Here is a 26523-nt window from a genome sequence, read left to right as displayed (position 1 = left end):
GCTTAATTAGAAGCTATGATCTCGTCAATATAAGCTGTAGCGGTTCCAGCCGTAGAAGGTGTAACAAACTGAATGCCAATGGCATCTACTTTCTTCAAATTCTCAGGCGATAGAATGGAATTGTTGCTGAGATCAATCGTGAACTCCGTGAATCCATCCTGAGCAGCTATCTTCGCACCCGAATCTACCCATACTGCATAGCCACCTAATTGAAGAAACAGCTTCGCTTGAACATCAGGCTGGTCAGAGACGATTCTAACTTTAGCAGTAAGCTTGGAGAATGAGCTCAGGTCAAGTGCAGCTACTTTTGATGCTGCTATAAAAGGATCTTTATCCTCTCCATTCCATGCGAAATCAAGCTTCAAAGATTGATTACCTTCAGCATATACATCAGAAGATACTGTGGCTGTACCAGAATTGATAGACCAACCGTCATTCCCCGTCTCGAAGCCATAGTGAACATCCGGGACAGCTTTCTCCAGAGATACTTCCTTCAAATAAAGCTTCGCAGTTCCTCCATCATTGGAAACATCCTCAATTTTAATCCCAATCGTCTTTACAGCAGCCAAATCTACGCCCACCCCTGCTGCTGCAGTAGGCAGTGAAATAGATAAGGTCGTATAACCCTTAGAATCTACAGGCACAGGATCACCGCTGTCGCTCCATTTCCAGTCCGCACCTGTCTTGATGAATAGACGCGCTTTAGCTGCACCACTCGAGAGCTTAACCTTAGCACTGATCGTATCCAGCCCTGTAATATTCAGTTTCTCAGGATTAATAGCAAGTTCAAAGGATTCTTTGGAGCTGCCATTTGTATCATTGCCAGTATTAATCAAATCAAATTGTACACTTGCCGCTTCTTCATTGGCATCAAATACTGGAGGTTGAGCGTTGGCAGACGAACCGTTTGTTGTAGCCCATCCTGCAATATCAGCTTCTGTAGCGAAGGCGTATAACACGCCAGGCGCATGTCCCTGCGAACCTCCATTTCCTTCTTCCGACATATCCGGAAGTGTCCCGTCATAGACCGCTTGAATATCGTCAAAGTAGAGCGAACCTTCGTGGCTCTGTCCGTCCATCGCATTCACATACAAATTAAAGCTCTGAACTTGCTTCAATCTTTCCTGTGTAAGTTCTCCGGCTTTTCCCCAGCTCATCTCCGTCAAATTCTTCAAACTTAATACTATTTTACCGTTCTTGTCTGGATTAATGACCGGATAGGCTTCGAAATATCCTCCATCAATGACAAGCTGCACCACTAGCTTAAGCGGCTCACCTTTCTCAGCGTAAGCGTTGTCTCCATCGGAAGCTACCCACATACTGAGTGCATTATAGTCGGACCAGTCCATCGAACCCAGACTTTTACCTACTCCGGTATAACCTGCATTATTAATCGTATAGTGCAGTTTCATTCCGTAATCCCCGGATGCCTTATGTTCGGAGCTTAAAGATACGCTCACATCATCTCCGCCAGCCTTAGGATATTTGGCCACCAGTGCTTCATCGCTTGAGCCATAAGATTCAAAATTATCTACCAGTGCTTTGTCAGCAACAGGTGCAGTATACGTATTATAAAGACCGATATTATCTACATAGATTGGCAATTCACCTTCCACTTCCAAACCACTGCCAACCAGAGATATCGCTAGACCAGTGGCTTCGGCTGATTTAGTAGCATTATCCAGATCAATCGAAATATCAAATTTATAATATTGTGATCCACCCACGTTAACTTTCTCAAGATCGGACAAAGATTTATAGGATGAGTCCATGCCATACTTTGTATCCCAATCTGGTGGCAACTGAATGACACTGCGTACCGCAGCATTGTTAGCCTCATTCTGAGCAGCCTCCGGAATTAACACGGAGAACTTCACACGTGTAACTTGAGACAGATCCACTCCATCCAATGCAAGATCATTCAATTGCAGCTTCAGTTCCTGCCAAGTATCCTCAGCAGACAGCCCTTCAGTAATGTTAATAACAAGCTTACCGTTAGCATCTAGTGACGCATGCTGCAAGACCGTCTTGATCGTCTCTGCGTTATTGGCGAGCCCTGACCAAGTACCATTGTTTTGGATTTGCTCCAAATCCTTGTCAGTATCAAAAGTAAGTACCTTTATTGGCGCTTCATTTATTTTTAAGAATACAGAATTAGTCTGTGTAAGTGTAGCATCTCCAGTTCCATATGCCCTCACTGTAATCTCTGCTGAACTGCCATTCAGACTAGCGTCTGGCTGCCATGAAGCGCTATAGTAACCGTCCGCACCGAGCGTCATTTCCACCTCTACTCCAGAATCACCCACAGTATAAGTCACTTTGCTAGGCACTGCATTTAATACCTTGGCCCTAATGACGGTTACGGCATCTGTTATTGTACTGATATTATTTGGAGTTACGATGTGGAGGAAAGGTTTCTTTCCTGCCACTTCAACCTCGAGATTGTACTTATTATCATCTTTCACATCGCTCGCAAAAGCCGTGAAATCATCTTTATAGAAATTCACAAAATCAGGAAGCAACTCATGATCTGCTTTGTTAGGAACATTCTTATAAGGAACATACAGATTATTACCTTCACCAAAGTTCGCCCAAGTCAGCATATAAGATATTTTTGCCGCATCAGGGTCAGCCTTGATCGCATTCAATACTTTAGTGAACCATTCCAGCTCATTATTGCCTGTTGTTTTCATACCAGCAGCACTATAACCATACTCAGATAGGGTAACAATCTTACCTTTGTCTTGAGCAAGCTGAGAAATCATCTTAAGGTCTTTAACAAGACCATTGAGGAAAGCCTCCGAACCCGCATTCTCCTTGTTGTCATACTGATCCATTCCAAGAATATCAACAAATTGATCACCTGGATAAGTCGTTAAATATTCACTTTCATTTCCATTAAAAGATCCGTTTGGTGAGAATACATAAAGGAAGTTATGAACGCCTTTAACATCACGTAGGTATTCAACTGTATATCTGTACAGTTCCGCATATTCACTCTTTGTCGTTGTAGCCGCACCCCACCAGAACCAACCTCCATTTTGTTCGTGGAAAGGACGAAACAGAACTGGAATCAGGTTGCCATCGTCATCCTTAAGATTGTTCGCAAAATCAGAGATGCGATCCAGATATTTATTAAACTCTCCATTCTTATCTCCGCCCGGCAAAATACGTGATACTACCGAGCGCGTTGCTCCTTTGGAATTCCCTGTATCGTTAAAGCTTCCACCCGTAACAAAATTGTACGGATGTGTACTTAGCGTTACAATACCACCCAAATCATGAGCCTGCTTCATTGCAGCAGATAATCCTAATCTACTCGCTTCATAATCTCCGCTAACTCCAGGAGGATTCTCATATCCATCTAAACTAAGGGTGTCCCAACCAAAAACCCCAGGATAATCACCGGTGGAGCTGTATACGTCAGAAATAACATTTCCGTTCTTATCCTTTCCGGCAAAAGAGACGGTAGTATCATGCTGATGACCGAACATAACTTGTTTACCGCTCATGCTATCCAGATAAGCAAATAATGATTTGGTAGCAGTCGATGCATCTACGTCAACGATATGAACCCCAGCTTCTGGTGTTACCGTTGGAGCAGCCGTTGCTGTAGGTTCCGGAGTAGCCGTCGGTACTGGCGTTGCTGTAGGCTCTACACTAGTTCCACCTGAGCCCCCAGGGGCCGGTGTGCTTGTTCCCTGTCCTACAAGAACTCCATCCTTCACAGTGTATGTTCCTTCTACTATAGTCACTCCATTTAAGACTACAGAGGAAGCACTTACTACAAGCTTGCTAATGGTACCTTTTGTTGTAATCAACGTTCCCGTTGCACCGTTACCAATCACAAGCTGATCAATTGTAGAACCTGAGCCTACTTCTATAATAGAAGCACTATCAATAGTCAGTTGAGTGATGACCGTACGATCCTCTATAACGACCCGAACTTTTCCTTCAGGACGATTCACTTTTACAACAGCCAATTTAGAATTTTTTAAATGAATCGAATGCTCGCCACCACCAGATATAAGTACATTACCTTGTACTGTTACATTCTCTAAGACACCCTCACCATCACCAATACCGGAGGTAAGATAAAGGTTACCTGATGCAGCTACATTCTTTAGTTCAACCCCACTTTGGTTAATGACAATATTCCCATGGATATCTCCCCCAGTGAATGTACCGGCTGTGTTGTAGTAGCCGCTAACCAATCTGTCAACGATAGTGACTACCTCTGCCCTTGTAATTGGTTCGTTCGGACGAAATGTACCATCTGGATAGCCGGATAGAATTCCACTCAATGCTAGGGTAGCCTCTTTAGCGTAAGCGCTGATGGATGCTTGGTCTGTAAAGGCACTCGCTTTAGTGCCTGGCTCCAGTGAAAAAACAGAAGCAATTAATGTTGCAGCATCTTGACGAGTTACTTCAGTATCCGCTTTCGCTTTATTATCAGGAAAACCTTTGTAATAGCCAGCTTGCTTCGCTATAGATAAAGCGCTTGCATACCAAGCTTTAGCAGGTACATCCGAGAACGACATTTCCGAAAGAGTGCTAAATCCAAATAGCTTATTAATAACACTTACAAGCTCAGCACGCGTTACTTTATGATCTGGCTTAAAAGAGCCGTCCGGATAACCTTGAATAACACCATTACCCTGCCACTTCTCTACACTTTCTCCAGCCCAGTGCGCCTTGAGGTTTTCATTTGTTTTTCCGTTAGCTAGCGCAGGCACAGCCATTGTAACGAGCATTACTGCTGTAAGAAATAGAGCAAAGCTTTTTTTGAACCTCTTCATTCGTTTTACCCTCCCGTTTTGTAAAGGTTTTCATTATTACTCAAGCAGAAGATTCGACTTCTTTATCAACCTCCCCATTTATTACCAAAAACAATTTAGTTATTATATTAGCACTAAAGTGGCATACAAACAATAACTTATTTTTATAAATAGCTATTTTGTTATAAAAACACTGAATATCAGGGTTAACAAGCCTAAATATAGTCGAATAAATAATAACGAAATACTAACAAAATATTCCCCGTTCTATAAAAAACAAACAAAAGGCCAGTCTCCAATGGATTGGAGGCTGGCCTTAACTTAATCTTCTCTTTTATCTAATCCAAGTCATAAATCGATCCGACTTTCAACCCGTATAGCTCATTGTATATTTTCTCAGCAAAGGCATCCGTCATCCCTGCGATATAATCAATCACCATATGTTCCCACGTCCAAATAGGATTCGCTTGTTTCTGATCCTTCTCAAAGCGTTGCAGCCAGTCCGATGGAATAATGGCTTTGGATGTCTGCGGATCAAGAAAAGCTCCCCATAGACGGCGCAGAATCCATTCACTACGTTTCTGAAGCCGCTGTACTCGTAAATCACGAATCATCGTGACCCAAGCGAAGCTTTTCAGCACACTTACGGTCCGTAGCATATCCTCATCTTCTTTTCCTTCCTTTATAAAGGTGACCTTCTTCCAGTCTCCATCAGGAATCACCCCAAGACTTGCGACAAAGGTGCTAACCCAATAAGCCTTAACTTCACGCCGAGTTCTGGAATAGTCGTTCTCGCAGGTTGGCATCTTTTCCATCCATACTCGAAGAAATGAACTAAGCACCTCTTCGACCTTAGCACGGATACCTTCCTCCTCCCAACCCTTCCAGAAGAAATCCTCTAACGTTGTAATTTTCTCTACGATCAGCCGCTGAATATAAGAATCATGCATAAAGTGTTCATGCACTTCAATCTTTCCAGCCTTAATTCCATCCTCCAAATCATGTGCAGAATAAGCGATATCGTCGCAAAGGTCCATCAGCTGAGCTTCCAACGTTTTCTTACCTGCTGGTATTCCCCACTCTTTGCGAATCTCCGAAATATATGCCCATTCGTGAAGGTACATTCCCTTCTTAAGTGAGGTACCGGGAAACGGATATTTATTTATTCCGAGAAGCACTGCATCCGACAGATTTAGTCCATCAATGTTCTCACGCTTCTCCAGAAACATAATCAGCCGATAATTATGAGCATTGCCTTCAAAATGCTCATAGCGCTGCTTCATCTGCTCATGAATGAGCAGCCTATCTGCACCCGTTGCTCCAGATTGCAGGGCAGTCTCATTCGTCTTCTTTTCAATAAGCTGGTCCAGAATGTTATCCAGTACCTCTTCCCCTTTATGCCCGAAAGGAGGATGACCAAAATCATGAGCAATGGCCGCGCATTCCACAACCTCTGGATCTATTACAAGTCCTGGGTTCTCAGCTTTACTTGTCTCCACCTCTGGATAAGATCTAAGCAGACTTTTCGCTGCCTCACGTGCAATCTGAGCGACTTCAAGTGAATGAGTTAGACGCGTCCGGTAATAATCACCCGTGCCAGCCCCGAACACTTGAGATTTGCCTTGCAGCCTACGAAAAGTAGGCGAATGAATCAAGCGTGAATAATCACGCTCATAAGCAGCTCTCGACGTTTCTAGGCGGGTAATTTCCGGATATTGCCGGTGTTCTCTTTTTTCAATAAGTGTCATATTCCCACCCCTAACCAAATGTCTATATATTGAACTTCATTATAAGGCATTTTCATAACAATTTTCACATCAAAATACAACGTTATCCCAATCCCAAACTGCAATGGAAGCAATCCACCAATCTAAAAGCAATTGAAATGGAGATATTAATCTTCGTAGGGAAAAAACATCTAGGAGGAATCTACTAAATGATAATGAAGAAATTGTCCGTAGCACTTCTATCAACTTGCTTAATGCTATCCGTTGCTTCTTCGGCTTCTGAAAATGGATACATTCATTAATCTTAACATTCATTAATCTTAACATTCATCACTATAACCACTGCCAGTTGTACTGACTCAAACTCGCAGGAAAAAGACTGATCATTTTTTACAAAACTAAAACTATGAATATTTTGACCCTTCAAAGGAGCATTCTAAAATAAAAAAAACAGGTGAATTCATGAAAACTAGCGGCAAAATTATGATGACTACCCTCTCTCTCTTGTTATGCTTCACGAACTCCGCTCTAGGTAGCCCGAGCAAGAACCGCGACTACTACGAAAAAAGAGGAGACATGATTTGGGAAGTACATACTAACCAAAAAGTGATTGCATTAACGTTTGATGACGGTCCTGACCCTTCTGAAACCGATCAAATATTAAAGGTATTGAGTCAATATCATGCGAAATGCACCTTCTTTGCCATAGGAAAAAGAATTGCAGCGTATCCAGATGTGGCGAAACGAGTCATTTCCGAAGGACATGAATTAGCTAACCATACCTACAATCACGTCTATTTTAGAAAACCTATTAATAAAGCCCAGTTTGAGCGGGAGCTTAATTTAACCGAAGAAGAAATCATAAAGGTTTCTGGAAAGCATAGTGCTTTGTTCAGACCCCCGGGTGGCATGTATGACGAGACACTAGTTGATACTTCAAACAATATGGGCCTAAAGCCTATTTTATGGTCCTGGCATCAAGATACACGTGACTGGAATCGCCCTGGCGTGCAGAGTATCGCGAACAAGGTTATTCGAAATGCACATAATGGTGATATCGTCCTGTTTCATGATCATGTGCATGGACAATCTCAAACCAGAGAAGCGCTCAAAATTATTTTGCCGGAATTAGAAAAGCAAGGTTTTCGATTTGTCACCGTTTCAGAATTAATCAAATTATCCAATACACAGCAGGCAGGTAAAGCACAATAGCCTAATTGCACAGGACTTCAAAATAAGGTAGTCTTGTCCTATTATGAAGTTCTGGAGGCTTTTGTCATGTCTGATAACACATCCTATACGACTGAGGAAATTGCCCGTTTACTGAAGATCTCGAAATTAAAAGTATATGATCTGATTAAAAAAGGGGAGCTTCCCTCCTACCGTGTAGGAAAACAGATGCGTGTGGATCAATCCGATTTAGAAGCCTACAAACAGAATGCTCGAAGTGGCATGACCCAATCGACATCGCCGCTGACTTTTACTGGAGCAAATCTAACACAAGTTGCCACACATTCTGGCCAATTTAATAGTAAAGCTACAGGACACAGCCTCGTGATTACGGGTCAGGATATGTCACTCGATATTCTAGCCACCTATTTGGAGCGTTGCCTGCCCACTGAGCGTCCTCTTCGTTCTTACGCTGGCAGTCTAGATAGTCTGATAGCCATGTATCAGGGCGAATCGGACATCGTCAGTACGCATCTGCTCGATGGGGATACTGGAGAATATAACCTTCCCTATATTCGTAAAATCCTTGTAGGCTTCTCTTATGTTGTAGTCCGTCTGTTGACCCGAAGTGCAGGATTGTATGTTCAAAAGGGAAATCCTAGAGGTCTTCATGAATGGTCTCATCTGCAACAGGTTGGACTTACACTGATTAATAGAGAACGTGGCGCTGGTGCACGTGTGTTATTGGATGAGCAACTCCGATTGCACGGCATTCCTGCTGCAAGCCTATCTGGATATGAGCAGGTGGAGAATAGCCATTTAGCGGTCGCCGGTAAAGTGGCACGAGGGGAAGCTGATGTGGCCATCGGTACCGAGAAAGCTGCTAAGATTGTCGATGGCATTGATTTCATTCCCTTGATTCAGGAGTCTTACGATCTAGTGATGCTTAAGAAACCGGAGCATGAGCAATGGATCGCCACCGTGATTGATATTTTACGCTCGCCAGCCTTTCAAAGTGAGCTTGGGTCCATTCACGGATATGATCTCACGAAAACCGGGACGATTATTTACGAGACTTGATAGTCACAGGCTTGTTTCTTATTAAAGGGGTTTTGTTTTAACGGTGCGTTTCTAAAGAAAAAAACCTAGTCCATCCCAGGTTACTCCTGGATGGGCTAGGTTTTTTTAAATTTATCAAAATTTCCAATCGACATTCCCACTGAAGTCAGCGGAGCGATCTCACTCGAGCATAATTAAGTACGTCGGTTCACAAACATCAACATCACAGCAGACATAACAATAATGGAGCACACCCACATCCAAGCAAGAGTCATGTTGCCGCCATCCACCGCGACATAGATCGCTGTAGGTACAGTCTGCGTGCGTCCAGGAATATTTCCAGCTACCATGATCGTTGCGCCAAATTCTCCTAAACCGCGGGCAAAACCTAGAACATACCCAGCAGCGAGTGACCGACCTGCAAGGGGCAATGTGACATAACGCAGTACCTGCAGTTCACTCGCTCCCTGCGCACGCGCCGCATCCTCAAGATCCGCTTCCACGCCTTCAAAGCCCGCCTTCACCGTACGGTAAACGAGAGGAAAAGCTACGACAACCGCGGCGATAACCGCAGCCCCCCATGTAAAAAGGATCGTATGCTCCGTCATTTGTTCATACCATCTGCCAATCCAGCTGCGACGACCTAAGACGACCAATAATACAAATCCGACAACTGTCGGCGGCAATACGAGAGGAAGAAGCATTACAGTCTCAACCAAGCTATAACCAGGAAATTTCCGACCCGCCATAGCCTTGGCCGCGGCCGTTGCAAGAATAAATACAATGATGCTGGTAATTACAGAAATTTTAACGGAAAGCCATACCGGGGCGAAGAAATCAGTCCAATTTATTTCCATCCTTATTCACCCCGCTTCTACTCATGATTTCTTATTTAAGGAAGCAAGAAGCCATAGCTTGCAAAAATATCACTAGCCTCTTTGCTTTGAAGATAATTGTAAAATTCTTTAGCTTCCTTCTGATTCTTCGAATCCTTCACGATACCCGCCGGATAATTTATGGCTTTGTGAACATGCGGGCCTACAGTAAGGGCGATCTTCGTCTTTTTTGAAGTCAATGCATCTGTCTTATATACAAAGCCTGCATCGACATTCCCCGTTTCGACGTAAGACAGAACCTGACGTACATCCTTCGCAAATACAAGTTTGTTTTGCAGCGTATCCCATACCTTCTTCGCAGTTAACGATTGCTGAGCATATTGGCCAGCGGGCACAGATTCAGGCTGCCCTACCGCTACCTTCTTAAAGGATTTATCCGTAAGTTGAGTGATTGTATTTAATGAAGCTTTTGAATTCGAAGGTACGACTAGAACCAACTGATTCTTAAGCAGAACCTTATGGTCAGAGATCAGTCCAGCATCCACTAACTCATTCATCTGTTTATCCCCTGCAGAGAAGAACAGATCCGCCGGAGCACCCTGCTCAATCTGCTTCTGTAATGTGCCAGATGCAGCATAATTAAAGACCAAATCAATATCGGGATGCTTCTTCTCATAGAGAAGCGCCATTTTATCTAAGCTATCTTGCAAGCTGGCTGCAGCGGATACTATAATCTCTGTCTTCTTGGCGGCTGCCTCTACCTCCAACCCTGCGCCCGCAGATAAATTCACAACCAAAAAAATTGCTAATACAACAAAGATCCTGACTGACCATTTCTTAAACATTTCCATTCCTCCCATTTTCACATGTATATATGTAGATGCTATTCTAGCATACGTTTTTTCGATTTTCTATAGATTGAGTTGTGTTTGGATATGTTTAGTTATATATTGTTATAATTAGATAGTTAGAAATGAGTATCTTGGACTTACTCGCAAAAAAAGGATGCCTCCGGCAACCATTTAAATGGTTGCTCAAGCACCCCATCTTTCGAATTGAACGAAGGTCAAATGAGCGTATCACTATTTATAGTGCGAACTCCATTTTTCCAACTGCTGCCTGATTACTTCACGATAATAGTACGGTTCAATGATTTCCGCTTCCTCTTCGAATCTCTTAATCCAGCGGACAAATCCTATATCTTGTTCCACGGCAACCTTAAAGTGAAAACATCTAGATTGACGATCCACTTTACTTGGCTTAAAAGGCAATTCGTCCTTCTTAATTCCTTCCATTACCCGTTCCGAGAATTTCACTTTGAATTCTACCTGTAAACTATCCCTATCGAGTGACCATTTCTGCTTCATAAAGGCTTGCACATCAAACGCTTCCTTCGAAAAAAAACGATTTAATGGCTTCACATTAGAAAAATCGTTGATATGATATGTACGAATAACACCCTGACGATGACAAAATCCAATGAGATGAAAACGACTTTCCAGCGGGACAAGACAATAAGGATCAATGGTGATCCCTTTCTCTTCTAATGCATTCTCACTATAATTCGCTTGAATACTCTTTTGCTTTAATAAAGCCTCCAGGATCGGAGTAAGAAATGAGTGTTGTTCCATATGCGAACTGCTTCTTTCTGCCCACCCCACCCCTACTTCTCTTCTTGCACGTTCTATTGTTTCTTCTCTCTCCGCCTTACGTTTATATTCAGCTGCGACTACTTTTTCATACGCGCTTTCAAAATCTATGGGTAATGCTGGTTTTATATCTTCCATAATATAGCGTAATTGCGAAAATGCGTTTGCTTCTTCTTCCGACCAATCCAAGGGATAGAGTGCAAAATTCCCAATAAAAGCATAACCTTTTCCATGCCCCAGGTGGGTTATGGGAATATGCATGGCGCTAAGCGCGTCCATATCCCGGTAAATCGTTCTCTCGCTGTTGCCGCAGCGTTCCGCCAATTCGCGGGCTAATATCCCTGGCTTGGCTTGAACAAGTGTAATAATGCGCATCAGTCGGATTAATCGGTCTGTCATATTCAGTTCCCCTTGATTTATGGTTAAATAGACCCATTATTTTATGAAAAAAAGTAAAATTGTGATAGAACTTTTTTACTATGTTACCACATTTTATATTACAATTCTTCTTATAATTTTCCGCCGAATCCGCTGAAAAATCCAATTTATGTATAGGTCTTTTTTCGCTTATGTGCATCCTCGTGCAGTGAGTCCTATATTAAATTCCACCAACGGCTTTACTTCGTTGCTGATGCTCGAACCCGATCTGTTTATACAACATTTCAGCCTCTTTAAGCAGCAAAGGATCTCCAGAGCGTACTGCGAGTAGCAACATCTTATCCGCATGTCGATTGAGCATTTCGTGAGCTTCACTATGCTGGCCTTTACTTCGTAGTGCCTCTGCTGCTTCAACCGTTTCAGCCGTCTTCAACAATTCCAGATGCTTCTCAACATAAAAGCAGCAAGTATCGCTCAGAATGCGCGTATGATGCGCGTACTCCAGCTCAAGTACCTTCACGGGAAGTTCACGAACACGCTCTACGGTTGGTTTTTTATACTTCCACTGTAGGGATAATGCTTCATATTTACCTGCTACAGAACTAGAAGTAGTGAATTCCAATCCTATGAATTTGCGTTGTCCTGTTTTTATTTTTCCAAGCTTAAGCAAGAGTGAATTTCCTTCTCCAGCCTCCATTTCACATCCATAACAGCGCTTAAAAGTTACATGTGGCTCAAGCCAAACTCGTAGTTCAATATCACGTGCAACCACTTTGTGGCTGCTTGGTCGGCTATTTTCTGAAGGCAAATTTCCTTTCCATTCGACAAGTAAAACAACATCGCGATTTCCACCTGCAAAAATACGATCTTGACCCCACGTAAATATAGGAGTAATACTTTCCATCATATTTTCCACCTCTTTCTTTTTTTGGGTCTTCTATTAATGTACCAATAATGGCGGACAACTCCATGTCATGGAATGTATGTTCGGTTCTATATTATCGACAAAAAAAGAGCCATTCTACATACTAAGTAGACTGACTCTCGCAAAAACAGCCCCTTTTGTCTGTTTATGACGAAAATTTTATGTTTTTAACTTTAACGACTCTGAAGTTTAGGCTGCACTCGCTCCCGCTTAAAAAATAGTCCCAGCGCCCATTTGGCGCAAAGCAGAGAAAATATAAAAAATAGGACTGCCCAAAATATGGCCGGCACCGATGTCATCCTTGCCAGGTTACTGGCATCTCCCGCACGAGATGGGGATACAACGGCCGCATATACGAGAAATAAACTTCCCATTACAGACTCTTCCAAGGTCAAAAAAGCTAATAACAAATAATAATATTTGCTGGCCTTTTTCCACACCACCAGCATTAAAACATTCAGCGCAATAAACCCGCCTAACCACATCATTCCGAAGCTTCCCCGCACGTACATTACCAGCATAATCAATGCTACTGTAGTAGCTAAGATAAGTCCCCAATCATGCCGTCCTTTACTGTAGAGATAGAAGAGCAGCAATGCGAATAAGGAAGCCAGCATATACCCGGATAGCGACACCAGTATCGCTCTGCCTCCATCTTGAATGGCTGAATAGGTGACCCCACTATGATTCGCGTATAGTTCAATCCGCAGCACACTGCCAGACAGCAGTAAAGTCACCAGCGCATGACCAAATTCATGAATCATCGTGTCCAAATTCCGAAACAAAGATGAGAATGGAATCAACCTCGTTAAAAAAGCAGATCCGACCAAAAATAACATTGTCTTAAGCCATTTATTCATTCCGCAGCAGCCCCTTTCCGTCCAAAGTATACGATAAATAGTCCCTCTTCTCAATCATGTTGAGCACAGCCAAATCGTTCTTTACAAGGAAGTGTAACCTCACTTCAAACAGGCAAATATTACTGACCCAAGAAGCCCTATTCACGTTTAGCGTACGCTGTCAGAAGCTGTCAAGCTGTGTTAAAATAAAAGAAATACAAGCCTAAATTGGGTGGTGATTATATAGATGAAACAACGTAAATACCGTAAATATCTACAGCTGTTATGTTCGCTCCTGCTTCTGCTGACCCTTTCCATATCTCTTCCGGCCCCAGTAGCACAAGCCAATATATTCAGTGATATCTATAATGGATTCAAAAGCTTCTCTGAGCTTCCAAATGAAGTCAATGAATTGAAAGAAGGATTTCAGCAGACAGCTGAAGAGCTACAACAGGCGAAAGATAAGCTTACGAATACCATGCAGGAAATGGAGGCCTACCGGACACAGAACGAAGCCCTGCAGGAGCAGAATCGCCAACTAACGCAGATGGTTGATGAGTTGCAAAATGACCGGACGGCACGCGAAGAATATTATCATAAAATCAAAGTGACTATTTTTACGGGGATTGGTCTAATTCTGGGGTATTTTATACTCATCCGTATTGTTCGTTTCAGCATGCTTCACCGTTCTAGAAAAGGAGACCGCCTGCGCTAATCTTGAACATTCAGTAAAGATCACATCTACAGCATGAGGGAGATGAAATATGAACATCGATGTCCAAGATGAAAGCGACAGCGGGAGCGGACAAGCCGTAGCCTTCACCCTTGGGGAGAAGGAAGAGGTTCATGTGCTGCACCCACAACAAATTATCGCTTATCAAGGGCCTGCCACTGGACGGGCAGACAGATTTATGGATGTAAAGGGCATCTATCGCAAGCGAAAATTGATTCGTTCGGATATGTCTGGCCCTTGCCATTTTGTCGCCGCCCTTCCACCAGGTTATCGGGTAAAGATTCTGCAGCTTGATGGAAAGAGCGATTTATTGTACGACTTTAAACATCTCTTCTTCTACAGCAAGGGAGTTACGATGGATACACGAGTGCTGAGTATGAAGAATGTGCTCGTTACACGAGATATTGTGAAAGTGAAATTTACGGGTAACGGCATCATTGGCATATTAACCGAAGGTACGGTATGTGAAGCTGAGCTTCATCCTTACAATCCGCTCTATGTGGATGCAGGAAGCATTATTGCCTATCCTGAGAATGCGAAGCTGGAGCTTACCGTTTACGGCAACCATTTAGCTAGCCAGCATATGAGTTATCATTGGAAGATGACGGGCCACGGCCCTGTGTTGTTTCAGGCCGGACGCCAGAATCGCCGATTTGAAAGAGATAATAACGATGATGGAATTATTAAACGATTTCTGCGCGAAGCCGTGCCATTTGGTGGAGTATTTATTAAATAGAATGCTTCAAAAAAAAGTGCGCCATGCGTTAACAATACGCAGGCGCTCTTTGTGTATTCTATCCCTATAAGGATGTTGTCTTAGCCGATAAAGGCATTCAGCATCCAAGCATGTTTCTCAATGCTGCTTCTGATGCCAATCAGCAGATCCGCAGTTGGTTGATCGCTCAATTCTTCAGCAGTAGCAATTGCATCTTGCAGTTCTTTAGCAACAGTCTTAAAGTCTCTCACGAGCTCAAGTACCATACCTTTAGCATCTTCGCCGCCGCGGGCTTCTTGTAAGTCGGACAATTCAAGATATTGCTTCATTGTGGAGGCTGGTTGTCCACCAATAGAAAGCAAACGCTCAGCCAAATCATCTGCATAACCCGCAGCTTCATTGTATAGCTCTTCAAACTTCTCATGAAGTGTGAAGAATTGAGATCCGCTAACATACCAGTGATAATGATGAAGCTTTACCCCGAGCAGGAACCAGTTCGCAGTTTGGCGGTTCAAAGCAGCTTGCAATTCAGTATGGTTCTTTAATTGTGTTGTCATTAATAAAACCTCCTATGGTTCATTTATTATAATTGTATTTAGACTCGTTCTAAATCTATATACAATTTAACACACTCTTTCGTGTTTTGCAACTATTCTGGAGATTATATGTTGTGCCGATTCTAGCACAGCTTATGTTATGAAGCCTATTATGTGTGTCACACTTTGGTAAAAGAGTCTCTTCTCTAGATTAAAGAAACATCTTCCTCCGCGGTCTTTCCTTTCCTGCTGCGGAAGAAAGCCCTCATCTCATCACGCTTACTCTTTGGACTTAGGACATACACAGTATCCCCAGGCTCAATAACAGTACTGCCATGCGGAGTGACAATCTTTTTATTGCGGATAATTGCCGTAAATAAGATATCATCTGGTAGACCTATTTCTGAAATCTTCTGTCCAGCAATCGGCATATAAGGGTTAATTCCAATATGGTTAAACTCCGAGTCTGTCTTGCCAAGAGCAACCAGCTCCATCAGGGAAGGCTGATCTGAATCTTCTTGCCCCACAAGCTTCAATCGGGATGCTAGCGGGGAAATACTAGTTCCCTGAATCACCGCCGAGGTCAGTACGACAAAGAATACAACATTAAAGAATAGTCGTCCGTGAGGCAGATCAGCCAGCAGCGGATAAGTCGCTAACACAATCGGAACGGCTCCACGAAGTCCGGCCCAAGAAATCAAAGTCTTCTCGCGGATCGTAAATTTGGAAAAGTGCAGGCTTATAAATACACCGATTGGTCTAGCTACAACCATCAGAATGACGGATAACAAGATACCTTGCCATGCCACTTCCGCCAGCTCCTGTGGAAATACTAACAAACCAAGCAGTATGAACATAAATATTTGCATCATCCAAGCAAAGCCATGACTAAAATTCATAATGGTACGGTGATACATTAGCTCGGAATTCCCAAGCGTAAGGCCCATAACATAAACAGCCAGCAGCCCGCTGCTATGTACCCATGCTGATAAACCATAGGTCAGAACAGCAAAGCCAATCGCCATTACTGGATAAAGACCTGTAGAATCCAGGTTAATTCGATTGATACAGAAAACTGCGATCTTCCCCAGCACAAAACCCAGTACTAAGCCAATGCCCATCTCCCATATAAAAGATAACAGCAGCCCCCATATCGCCATATCCGGATGCTGTATCCATTCGATTAGCGAGACTGTCAAGAATACCGCCATTGGATCGTTGCTTCCTGATTCTGCTTCTAACGTCGAGGTCAGACGTTTATCAATGTTCTTACCGCCGAGTACCGAGAAGACTGCAGCCGCATCTGTCGATCCAACGATCGCTCCAAACAGAAAGCTTTCTGGCCATGTCACATCAAGGATCAGCTTAGCGAATACCCCTACAATGGCTGTCGTCATGATTACGCCTACCGTTGATAAGGATAATGCTGGCCGAATAACAGGTTTAATATCCTTAATATTCGTCTGCATGCCACCTTCGAATAATATGACAACCAATGCGAAGATCCCGGCCATTTGCGTTAAGGAAGCATTGTTAAAAAAAACAAATTGGCTTAGCACCATCCCCGCAGCAAGAAACAGCACTAAAGCTGGCATTCCAAATTTAGTGGAGAACTTGGTGGAAAATACGCCTACAAGCAGGAGTGCTGCCAGTAATAATATAATATTATCTGCAAGTTGGGACACCGATTATTCACTTCCCTTTCTCTTCTAGCTTTAAAATATAAGAAGCTTCCTTATTTATGTACTTTATTACCCTTTTCGATATCCTTTTGAGACATTGAATAATATAAACAAGATTGGAGATTTCATTCCCCGGGCCTTATACTTTATGTAAATGCTTTCTCCCCATCGTGTGTACATATAGGAGGTTGAATGTTATGCAATTGAGATTAATTAAACCTGCGGAGCTAGACCAAGCGGCTCTGCTCGCAGATTCTGTCTTTCGTGAACCGGGTGCCACTTCAATGAAAGAACTGTTTCCACTTATTTTCCGCCCTGGACTCAGTCATTCCTACGCGGCTATTGCCGATGACGGAACGGTTGCTGCTTTCATGGGGCTCGTCCCCTCCACGATCAAGACTGGAGATGCTTTCCTGAATGTATTCTCCATAGGTGCTGTCTGCACCGATCCCGCTTTTCGGGGCCAAGGACTGGCGGGCCAACTTCTACAGCTATGCCAGAGTCACGCTGCCGAGGCCGAGGCATCGCTGATTTTTGTCTCGGGTGATCGTTCGTTATACACCCGAGCAGGGTGCGTACCGTTCGGAGGTACGCAATTTGCCGAGCTGAACGCAAGCTCAGCTCAGGCTCTTGCAGCCGCAGCAGGAGAAGAATGGACGCTGCGGCCAATGCAGCCGGGCGACTTCTTCGCCGTCTACCGGCTGCTCAATGAACGCGAAGCCGGACATGTATATAGTCCGGGTGAGCTGGCGCTGCTGCTGGGGACCGAGGCTTACGCGGGTGTGATGGGCTTGGCCCAGCGCACACTCGTAGCCGTTCGGGACGGCAGCATCGAGGGGTTCGCCGCGGTGGCTGTGCCCGCGGCGGCAGACGTGCCCGCGCCGAACGCGGCGACGGCGGTGGAATGGGCCGGCCAGCCGAGCGCGGTAGCGGCATTGCTGGCCAAGGCGGCCTTGTGCGGCGGCGTTGGCACGCTGCAAGTGCCTGTGCCGTGGCAGGAGCGCGGCTTGCTCGCGCTTCTGCGGGACGCCGGCGCCAGCTTAAGCGGCGGCGCGAACAGCGGGACGGTCTGCATCGCAGACCGGGAAGCGCTATTGCGGCAGACCGAAGGCTGCCGCAAGGGCCTCGACTTGTCGTCCGTGCAGGACGACAAGGAGCTGATCTCGCTGCTCTTTGATCCAGCGAGTTCAGAGGATTCCGATGCTATTCCTTTGCCGTATATGTCTGGACTTCGTTTCATTTAACGGATTTAAATAAGAATAAACGGAAGCCGTCCTTTTAAGGACGGCTTCCGTTTATTCTACGATGCTCCTAATTCCGCATAATGTCTCTGCCGTGAGCTACTTGGTGTATTTTGCAGGTTATTTAGTATGCGCTATAAATGATTATATAAATTCAAATGATACCCTTATTCTCTGGAGTACACCTGTAGCTCTTGAATAGACCAATAATTCCCGCCGGCTCCGTTCTGTACAATTTTGACATACCTCGTCTTCACTTTAGAAAAGGATATCTTAGTAAGCTCTTTCGTACCTTTACCAGACGTGAGTTTTTTCCAGTTTTGAGCATCGTCAGAAATATAGACTACATAGTCTCTTGGGTAATCAAACGGTGATAACGTGCTATCCAAATCTATTCTTTCAATTTCATGTGCTTCACCCAGATCAATCTGAAAATACTCACCGGAAACCTGATGTTTCCCCGTATCCCAGCGCGTGCGCCGATCCCCATCGATAGCCAGACTAGGAGCTGATGCTGCCGTATTCACATTTGAGGATACCTTCCATTTAGTACGATCTAGAGGAACCAGTCCGGTGGCTGTAATCTGAACTTTATCGGACAGTAAATTAGAGCCGGATACCCTTACCGCGTAGGTATATAACGTCCCTTCACGTAAATTATGATCCGTATATTCTGTAAGCTTCACATCGGTGGCCACCACCTTCATTTCCCCGCCGCTACCTTCAGCGCGAAGCAGCTCATAGCTTGCTCCTGGTGCCTCCAACCAATTTAATTTTACAGCTAAACCTTTTGTTGCTGCGGCTTTGAATCCTTTAGGTGCCGACGGCTTTACTTCAGAAGAAGGCTGCAAAATATACTGCACAGCCTCTCCTGGAGCAAGTGTCTCCGTAAAGGTTAACGTGGGAGTAGCCTTTTTGCCTGTTACATAACTTCTTGCTTTTTCATACGTATCCCCGTTTCCAAAACGTTCCCCTTCATACACCCCGTTTTTCGGCATAGTCACATTTACACTCACGGTCTGTGGAGTAGACTCAAAGTTAACGAAATTAACCAGTACCTTATTTGAAGTCGCTCCGCTTCCCGCAAGAGGCTTCAATGTAGAAGTATCCACGGCCCGAACATATACCAGCTTGTCAGCTAACACATCTTTGTTGGCAATTTGATAAGTTAGCGGAGCTCCATGTGTAGCATAGGCAAGACTGAGCCTTCTCATGATGCTGACACGTGAATCCTCATTATCTTTTGTATAATAAATCTCTGTGGTCGCCGGATCATGCTCTTCTAAATTAAACCCGTATTTGAATAAACTGAAATCCTTAAAAAAAGCAGCATGCTGCACAAACATATCCGCATAACCAATATGCGCACGCATGATCCGGTCGAATACAGCCGCTGTCCGCTCCGTTGCCCCGTATTGATAGGCATCCACATGACTGTCCGAGGTACCAAATTCAGTGGTCAGCATTTTTTTGCCGAGTCCATTGTCTGCGCCAGTGAAGGTCTTCAAATTCTCAGTAAAGCTTCCTCCATTACTAAAAATATAAGAGTCACCGTAGGAGTGTCCATTGGTCAAATCCGTAACCTTCTCCAGCTCCATACGTTGCTCTGGATCACGTTCCCAGCCATCCGGATCTCCACATTCCTTCCCGGTTCCCTTCTGATTACCACAGGAATCTTCACTGTAGCTCGGCCAATACGCCCAGCCCGGAGCAACAGTTTGTAAATGGGGCGCGATTTGCTTCCCCTTTTTATTCAACCAGTCCGCAATCGCCAGGTTCACTGCCTTAGAACGATTAAATAACCCTGGCTCATTATCTACCTCATAATATTGAAAATAAGGGCTATATTGTTCAAAATAATCTGTCAGCTTTTTCTCCGCATCAGCAGGCAACGATCCATCTGCCTTAAGCTTAATATCACCAGTATGCAAATACAGAGCAACCGTCTGCATGTTGTAATCCTTCAATACCTTGTAATATTCCAGCATATCTGAGCAGGATCTCCCGACATCACTGGCACAGCTGGTACGCATCACATTGCCGCTATAAGCCATCCCTAGCCATTTGATAACATAAGGCAAGTGCGTAACCGCACCTTCATCAAAGTAAAACTGCTTATTATTCACTACTGTTCCGGTCAGTGTATAGCTGCCATGAATAGGCTCGGAAATTGGAGCGTTAAGAGATTCTAAACGGAGATTATCCCAAGTCCACCAGGAATATTCGTCTTCTTTGTCACTGCAATATAAACAGCGAACCGTTTGCAGCTTCAATTCGTTCGTTCCCAGCTTCAATTGCTCCTTGGGAATGTATAATTCATAGGATTTTTGAAAGCTATATTCACTTTCTGTGCCCGATACGCCCGCAATTTGAATGATCCCTGACAATTGACGATTGGAAAATACACTCATTTGCGGCACGGATTTATAAGCATCCAGAATTCCTACGCTAAATAAGACCCCATTCTCCGGGATCTTATTTAGCTGATAGGTGATCGTTAATTCCGGCTGGGTCTTTCCATTCAAGCCTGCAGGCAAGCTCTGAAGAGCTGATGATTTGAGCGCTGAAGAAGGAACATTAAATACCTTCTTACTGCCAGAAGTGCCACTCGCAGCGAACTCAGCTGCTGAGCCATCATGTTGTCCCAGATTCCAGATCACAGTACCATCCGGTATTCCTGCTGCAACATCACTTCCTGTAGCTAATCTTGGTATATTGGCACCTGCCTTATAATCGTTCGTCTTATTCGTTCCGAAAACAGAGACAGACAACAGAAACAAGACGGTTAATGCGGTGAATTTCAGTAATAACAGTAATGGTTTGTTTGCAGTTATCCTATTTTTTCTATTAGATATTCTCCTCGTTATTCCCATCCATAGGTCCTCTCTTTCTTCCGGAATGTCTAACCCTATCATTTCATTAGATTAAGGAAGGAACAATGCCCCTTGTGGAATCACCTGCTGCTTCTGGCTGGAACTCTCCCACAGCAAGCGAAGATTAGCATCTCCTTCATTCTCATAATATTCAATTTGGATATCATAAAGTGTTCCGGCTGTGAGCGGGATACTTCCTTTATGAAGGGTTGCACTTTGATTTTTCCAATTATCGATGATCAGCTTTCCGTCAATCCAGACACGGACTCCATCATCAGAGGATGCCGAAATCGTATATTTTTCACTGAATTTGGGTTTGAGCTTCCCTTTCCAGCGAACAGAAAAATGATCTTCATCTATCTCCTGTGCAGGTGACCCGCCATGCCAATTAAAATCAATCTTACGATCATCGCGGATAAGTACCGCTTCTCCCTCTAAATCAGTATTGTTATAGTATTCTCCAGTCAAACCCATTGGAGTTACCGAGATTACCGGTGCTATCGAAGGTCCTCCTGTTGTGAGAACGTAATCCTCTCTCGATACTATAAACGAGTCATTCATAAAGCTTTTAATTGACTGTAGCGTATTATTTTCTGTCAGTAATTTTCCCCAGGTCATCATATAGACCCATTTATTTTGTTTCTCGGTTAATACTTCCGGGTTCGGCAGCTGTCCACTCTCCCCGATTCCGATAGGTTTACCATCAGCAAGTGCGAGCAGATCCTCATAGTAGGACTGCTTATAATCGTTATTGTAGATATCCACAGCCAGAACATCGAGTTTATCCGCACCGGGATAATATGCAGCATAAGGATCTGCCCATTCATTCGGCGCATTCGGATTCCACACCCACAGTAGATTATTCAGTTGATGTGTATTTACAAAACGATCATAGACAATATTCCAAAGCGCTGAAAAATTGTCCTTTTTCCCCCACCAAAACCAACCGCCGTTCATTTCATGGTAAGGTCGCCATAAAACTGGAACTCCGGCATCACGCAGCTGTCCCAAATAGCCAGCGATCTCGTCTAGATCAGAGATTAGACTCTTATACTGAGCCGTCCCAGGCGTAACATAAGTATTAAACTTCTCTTGACTGAGACTTCTGTTTACATTGGACCACTCCGGAGAAGTCCCCGGCAAACTCTGATGGAATGTCATGGCTACAATGCCACCCTCTTGATGCCACTCCATTGCACTGTCTATAACAGCTTGTCGCTGTTCTGCGATCGTCCCTTCGGGTTGATTATTAATTGCCCCCAATTCATAACCATGTAGAACGGCATTTTGTCCCGATGTATTCTTCAGCTTATGAACCAGTTCATCTGGACTTTCTAGATAATCATGCTGGCCAGACAGGATTCCTTTGCCACGTAGATTCACCAAATTACTCAGCAGTTGCTTGGCTTCTTCAGAAGCTGATGGATTGCTTGGTATAGCCGGAGGAAGAGCGGAAGAAACACTCATAGCCTTCGGAAGACCCTTAACCTCTCCCCAAGGCAGCAAGGAAAAAATAATAAACACCGGTAATATAGTAAACAACAATCTGTTTTGCTTATAATATTTACGCAAATAAATCCTCCTTTCGGTAGCTGTACTGCCTCCACAGGTGCTAAATAAACATACCTGTTATCGGACAATCGTCTTCTGACCTAATGAGGACTATAGCTTAGTAGCTCTGCAATAACGCAGAGCCACTAAGGATCGACCTGTAATTTTCATCAATCAGGAGACATCCGGAAGATAAAGTGCACTTGCTGGAACTGTCTCTTTAGCTTGACTAGCACTTTCCCACATCAAGCGGACTCTCGCATCGCCTTCATTTTCGTAATACTCCACCTTGACATCATATAGCTGGCCAGCCTTCAGCGTTATATTACCCTTACGTTCAGTACCACTTTGCTTAGTCCAACTATCAATCACGGATTGCCCATTCACCCACACACGGATGCCATCATCTGAGGTAGTGTAAAATGTATATTGCTCATCATATAATGGCTTAATTTTACCACTCCAACGTATGGAGAAACGATCAATCCCAAGGGCGGCATCCGGCGATCCTTGCCGCCAATTGAAGTCGATAATTGCATCAGTTCTAGTAAGAGCTGCTGTTCCCGATAGCTGTATGTTGTTGTAATATTCTCCTGCAAGCCCCTTCGCAAGAGGAATGGCTGCCTCACCATCTTCTTCGGGAGGTGCCGGCGCTGGTGCAGCACTAGGTGTCGGTGCCAGACCAGTATTTAATTTATCTCTGGTCAGGGTATAGTTGCTATTCATAAATGTTCTAATTGTATCTGCACTGTTATTCTCGTAAAGCATTTTTCCCCAGCTCATCATATACGTCCATTTACTTTGTGATTGCTGAAGCTTCTCCAGATTAGGCATTTCACCATTCTCCCCGATCGCAATCGGTTTGCCTGCGGCTAGACTCAACAAGCTGTCATAGTATTTTTGCTGGTAATCATTTTCGTATATATCTGCTGCCAGAATATCTACTTTATCAGCACCTGGATAAGTTAGCGCATAAGGATCTGACCAAACATTGGGAGCATTCGGACTCCATACCCATAACAAATTATTTAATTTATGAACGTTAACAAAACGGTCATACATAATATTCCAAAGTTTAGAAAAGTTATTTTTCTTCCCCCACCAGAACCAGTTCCCGTTCATTTCATGATAGGGTCTCCAAAGCACCGGAACATTGGCATCGCGCAAGCTTTTTAGGGAGACTGCCACCTTATCAAGTTCAGCGATCAGACTGTTATATTGCTTGGTACCTGGTGTAACGTAACTATCGAACTCATTCTGACTAAGTGTTTTTTTCACATTATCCCAGTCATAAGAGGTGCCCGGCAGGTTAGCATGAAAAGTCATAGCTACGATCCCGCCCGCTTTATTCCAGTTGATCGCGCTGTTCACCACATTTTGACGCTGCCAGGCCATCGTTCCTTCTGACTGACCGCTGATCGCGCCCAGTTCATAACCGTGAAGAGCGGCATATTGTCCGCTGGTTCCCTTCAGCATATTGTTAATTTCATCTGGACTTTCTAAATAGTCATGTTGACCAGCAATAATACCTTTTCCTGAGATCGAGTAAAAATAGTTAAGCAGCTTTACGGCTTCAGGTGAGGCTCCTGGGGTAACTGGCGTTCCAGAATTTGAAGCAGCTATGACAACAGACGGCGAAATTCCAACAGTAAGCGGAAGTGCAGTCAGAAACAAGACGAGTGACAGAAATGCGCCAAATAATCGATACGTACGGTAAGCTTTCAAAATAATCTCCCTTTCGGTAGCCAGGCTGCCACTCTTTCGAAGGCCCTATAGCTTTGCGTCCCTACCTTTCGATAGGTTTGCCTTTTCAATTTAAGAGAAATAATCTCTCTTACCGTAAGTATCGACGACAATTAATGATATATTTAGTGTTTTTATGACTTTTTTTGATAATTGAGTCAATTTACCTGTTTCAAGAAATTTTGGATTGGTTAAATAGATAGGTTAGACCTATGAAATGAATTGTTGTAGTTCTATATCATTCCAGTCTAAAGTAATACGAATGTTATCTTCTTCTACTAATTCAGAACCCGTCTGTACCTCTATAAACTCGACATCCGTCAAAGCAAGGATCGCGTGCTTCGTTCCTTCCGGTATACGTACCACGTCCCCAGCCTTCACATTATGTTTTTTCTCATTCAGCACAATACTTGCTTCGCCGCTGACGATTGTCCAAATTTCACTACGCTTGCGATGTAATTGATAGCTGATATTATTCCCCTCGGATATAAAAATCCGTTTGGTCAGCACTTCATTGCCTTCATCATATTTCACATAATCAATAACTTTGTAATGGCCCCAGCGGCGTTCCTCGTACATCGGTCTTTGTTCAAAGGTCTTCAGCACTTCTTTAATCCGTGGGCTCTCAGCTTTATGGGTAACTAGAATCCCATCCGGGCTAGCCGCAATGATCAGATCCTTCGCACCAATTACCGTAATCGGAATATCCAGCTCATTAATCAAGCAAGTCCCCTCAGAATCCGCCGTTACAAAACCTTTTCCTACATGCTTGCTGCTCATTTCCTCTGTCAGCGTATTCCACGTTCCAAGATCCTTCCAGAATCCATCATACGGCTGTACTACAATATGTTCTTCTTTCTCTACCACTTCATAATCAAAGCTGATGGAAGACAATAGCTTATATTGCTTCTGCAATTCTTCATATCCTAAAGGCAACCCTTTACGCTGCAAAATATCTAACAAGTACCCTAAGCGGAAGGCAAACACTCCACAATTCCACAATGCATTTTGCTCGATGAGCTGTTCTGCTTGTATACGGTCTGGTTTCTCTTGAAAGTGACTCACCTTCATAAAACCATTTCCCCCCGCCTCTTCGGTGGTAGGAATAATATATCCGTATTTCTCTGAGGCATGTTCAGGAACAACACCCATTAGTGCCAGATTTGCTCCACTTTCCAGCATGGTCCCCTCAAGCATAGCTATGGTATCGAAAAAGGATGCTTCTACATAAGGGTCAACAGGCAATATTGCTACCGTCTCTGCTGGAGAAACACCTGCCACTGAATAAAGATAGGTAGCTGTTAAGGCGATAGCCGGAAAAGTATCCCGACGCTCCGGTTCAACGATAATCGGCACATGACTTCCCAGTTGGCTTTGTATCATTTCTACTTGGCCGCGGCCGGTGGCCAGATAAGATGATTCTGCCATCCCTGCTTCCTCCAGCTGTCTCCAGACACGTTGTACCATGGATTCTGGTTCACCTTGAGGGCTTTCAAGTACCTTTAGAAATTGCTTTGAACGTGAGTCGTTGGACAACGGCCATAACCGTTTACCTGAACCGCCTGATAGAAGTACCATTTTCATAGAATGAACCCTCCTTAATATATGGAAATGAGCATAATTGAATTGTTATCAAAACGTATAGCTTCCGCTTAGCCTTAGTTCGAGCGGATGCATTTTTTAAAAAATTTATTAGGTATGAACCACTCCAAGGGATTTTGGACTTCCGATCGCTGTTATCCTCAGATTTCCTGATTTGAACCGCCGCCAGCGGTAGAAATCCGAGGATAGCATATGCTTTCGAAGCTAGCTTTCCTACGGAAATCTTTCGGGCGAACACTCCGTTTCTACAGTTCCAAATTCCCTTTCCGTTCTTTACCTAACCAACTTCCTCTAAATGCTTGAACCGTACTGCACCGGGCTGTACCAGCCGGAAGGCAGCACGTTTTTCTAAAGATTTGCTTCTGCTCCTATGGAGGCAGCAGCCAACGCAAGTACTACTACAACAACAAGGTTATCTGCTACTGCGATAAACAATCAGAGTACTCTAACTTTATAAATTGCTTAAAACTTATGATAAGGGAACGG

The 26523-nt window shown here is 43.9% G+C and carries 18 protein-coding genes and 1 riboswitch; of the genes, 5 read left to right on the top strand and 13 right to left on the bottom strand.

Features of this window, described 5'->3' with window-relative positions:
- Positions 1-2: 2 nt before the first annotated feature.
- Both MKX60_RS24175 and MKX60_RS24170 read right to left on the bottom strand, forming a co-directional pair.
- Entirely contained in the window at positions 3-4799 is a 4797-nt protein-coding gene (locus MKX60_RS24175; RefSeq protein WP_341061233.1) for a glycosyl hydrolase, read from the bottom strand.
- 317 nt (positions 4800-5116) lie between these two features.
- A complete protein-coding gene (locus tag MKX60_RS24170; protein ID WP_341061232.1) occupies positions 5117-6526 on the bottom strand; it encodes a deoxyguanosinetriphosphate triphosphohydrolase family protein in 1410 nt (469 codons plus the stop codon).
- Positions 6527-7081: 555 nt separating this feature from the next.
- Here MKX60_RS24170 and MKX60_RS24165 point away from each other — a divergent pair.
- The gene (locus MKX60_RS24165; RefSeq protein WP_231573388.1) at positions 7082-7717 is read left to right on the top strand and encodes a polysaccharide deacetylase family protein; all 636 of its coding nucleotides are present in this window, start codon (positions 7082-7084) and stop codon (positions 7715-7717) included.
- A gap of 66 nt (positions 7718-7783) precedes the next feature.
- On the top strand, positions 7784-8755 hold the full coding sequence (locus MKX60_RS24160; protein WP_341061231.1) for a helix-turn-helix transcriptional regulator: 972 nt from the start codon (positions 7784-7786) through the stop codon (positions 8753-8755).
- A 173-nt stretch (positions 8756-8928) separates the two neighbouring features.
- Here MKX60_RS24160 and modB read toward each other — a convergent pair whose 3' ends face one another.
- From modB to MKX60_RS24135, 5 genes are all read right to left on the bottom strand, one after another.
- Positions 8929-9591: a molybdate ABC transporter permease subunit gene (gene modB / locus MKX60_RS24155; protein ID WP_042185211.1), complete on the bottom strand. Its 663-nt coding sequence runs from the start codon at positions 9589-9591 to the stop codon at positions 8929-8931.
- 35 nt (positions 9592-9626) lie between these two features.
- Positions 9627-10415, bottom strand: coding sequence for a molybdate ABC transporter substrate-binding protein (gene modA, locus MKX60_RS24150; RefSeq protein WP_341061230.1), 789 nt, complete (start codon positions 10413-10415; stop codon positions 9627-9629).
- 237 nt (positions 10416-10652) lie between these two features.
- Complete coding sequence (locus tag MKX60_RS24145; protein WP_042185208.1) at positions 10653-11618, bottom strand: helix-turn-helix transcriptional regulator; 966 nt, start codon at positions 11616-11618, stop codon at positions 10653-10655.
- A gap of 199 nt (positions 11619-11817) precedes the next feature.
- Positions 11818-12504 (bottom strand): hypothetical protein, encoded by a 687-nt coding sequence (locus MKX60_RS24140; RefSeq protein ID WP_042185207.1) that lies wholly within the window; start codon positions 12502-12504, stop codon positions 11818-11820.
- A 191-nt stretch (positions 12505-12695) separates the two neighbouring features.
- Entirely contained in the window at positions 12696-13382 is a 687-nt protein-coding gene (locus MKX60_RS24135) for a M50 family metallopeptidase (protein WP_060625056.1), read from the bottom strand.
- Between the two features lie 226 nt (positions 13383-13608).
- Here MKX60_RS24135 and MKX60_RS24130 point away from each other — a divergent pair, with 226 nt between their 5' ends.
- On the top strand, positions 13609-14076 hold the full coding sequence (locus tag MKX60_RS24130; RefSeq protein WP_042185202.1) for a hypothetical protein: 468 nt from the start codon (positions 13609-13611) through the stop codon (positions 14074-14076).
- Between the two features lie 49 nt (positions 14077-14125).
- Positions 14126-14830 carry an AIM24 family protein gene (locus tag MKX60_RS24125; protein WP_042185200.1) on the top strand — a complete coding sequence of 235 codons (705 nt, stop codon included), beginning with the start codon at positions 14126-14128 and terminating at the stop codon, positions 14828-14830.
- Between the two features lie 80 nt (positions 14831-14910).
- Here the strand turns inward: MKX60_RS24125 and MKX60_RS24120 are convergent, their stop codons facing one another.
- Together MKX60_RS24120 and MKX60_RS24115 are read right to left on the bottom strand one after the other, a co-directional pair.
- Positions 14911-15366, bottom strand: a complete 456-nt coding sequence (locus MKX60_RS24120; protein ID WP_042185198.1) for a Dps family protein — start codon at positions 15364-15366, stop codon at positions 14911-14913.
- A 185-nt stretch (positions 15367-15551) separates the two neighbouring features.
- Positions 15552-17030 (bottom strand): potassium/proton antiporter, encoded by a 1479-nt coding sequence (locus MKX60_RS24115; RefSeq protein ID WP_076299144.1) that lies wholly within the window; start codon positions 17028-17030, stop codon positions 15552-15554.
- 194 nt (positions 17031-17224) lie between these two features.
- On the opposite strand from MKX60_RS24115, the gene MKX60_RS24110 reads away from it, so the two are divergent.
- Complete coding sequence (locus MKX60_RS24110; protein ID WP_149646471.1) at positions 17225-18271, top strand: GNAT family N-acetyltransferase; 1047 nt, start codon at positions 17225-17227, stop codon at positions 18269-18271.
- A gap of 164 nt (positions 18272-18435) precedes the next feature.
- On the opposite strand, the gene MKX60_RS24105 is transcribed toward MKX60_RS24110, so the two are convergent.
- The 4 genes from MKX60_RS24105 to MKX60_RS24090 all read right to left on the bottom strand — a co-directional run bounded on the left by MKX60_RS24105 (position 18436) and on the right by MKX60_RS24090 (position 26019).
- The gene (locus MKX60_RS24105) at positions 18436-21141 is read right to left on the bottom strand and encodes a discoidin domain-containing protein (RefSeq protein ID WP_341061229.1); all 2706 of its coding nucleotides are present in this window, start codon (positions 21139-21141) and stop codon (positions 18436-18438) included.
- Between the two features lie 51 nt (positions 21142-21192).
- Positions 21193-22713, bottom strand: coding sequence for a glycosyl hydrolase (locus MKX60_RS24100; RefSeq protein WP_341061228.1), 1521 nt, complete (start codon positions 22711-22713; stop codon positions 21193-21195).
- 153 nt (positions 22714-22866) lie between these two features.
- Complete coding sequence (locus MKX60_RS24095) at positions 22867-24417, bottom strand: glycosyl hydrolase (RefSeq protein WP_341061226.1); 1551 nt, start codon at positions 24415-24417, stop codon at positions 22867-22869.
- Positions 24418-24429: 12 nt separating this feature from the next.
- Positions 24430-24509, bottom strand: a riboswitch (cyclic di-GMP riboswitch).
- 136 nt (positions 24510-24645) lie between these two features.
- Positions 24646-26019, bottom strand: a complete 1374-nt coding sequence (locus tag MKX60_RS24090; RefSeq protein ID WP_036676586.1) for a sugar phosphate nucleotidyltransferase — start codon at positions 26017-26019, stop codon at positions 24646-24648.
- Positions 26020-26523 lie beyond the last annotated feature (504 nt).

The sequence above is a fragment of the Paenibacillus sp. FSL R5-0914 genome (assembly GCF_038004525.1).
Taxonomy (GTDB): Bacteria; Bacillota; Bacilli; order Paenibacillales; family Paenibacillaceae; genus Paenibacillus_AQ.
Note: the sequence above shows the minus strand (reverse complement) of the source record. Positions and strands in the feature narration are given on the sequence as shown.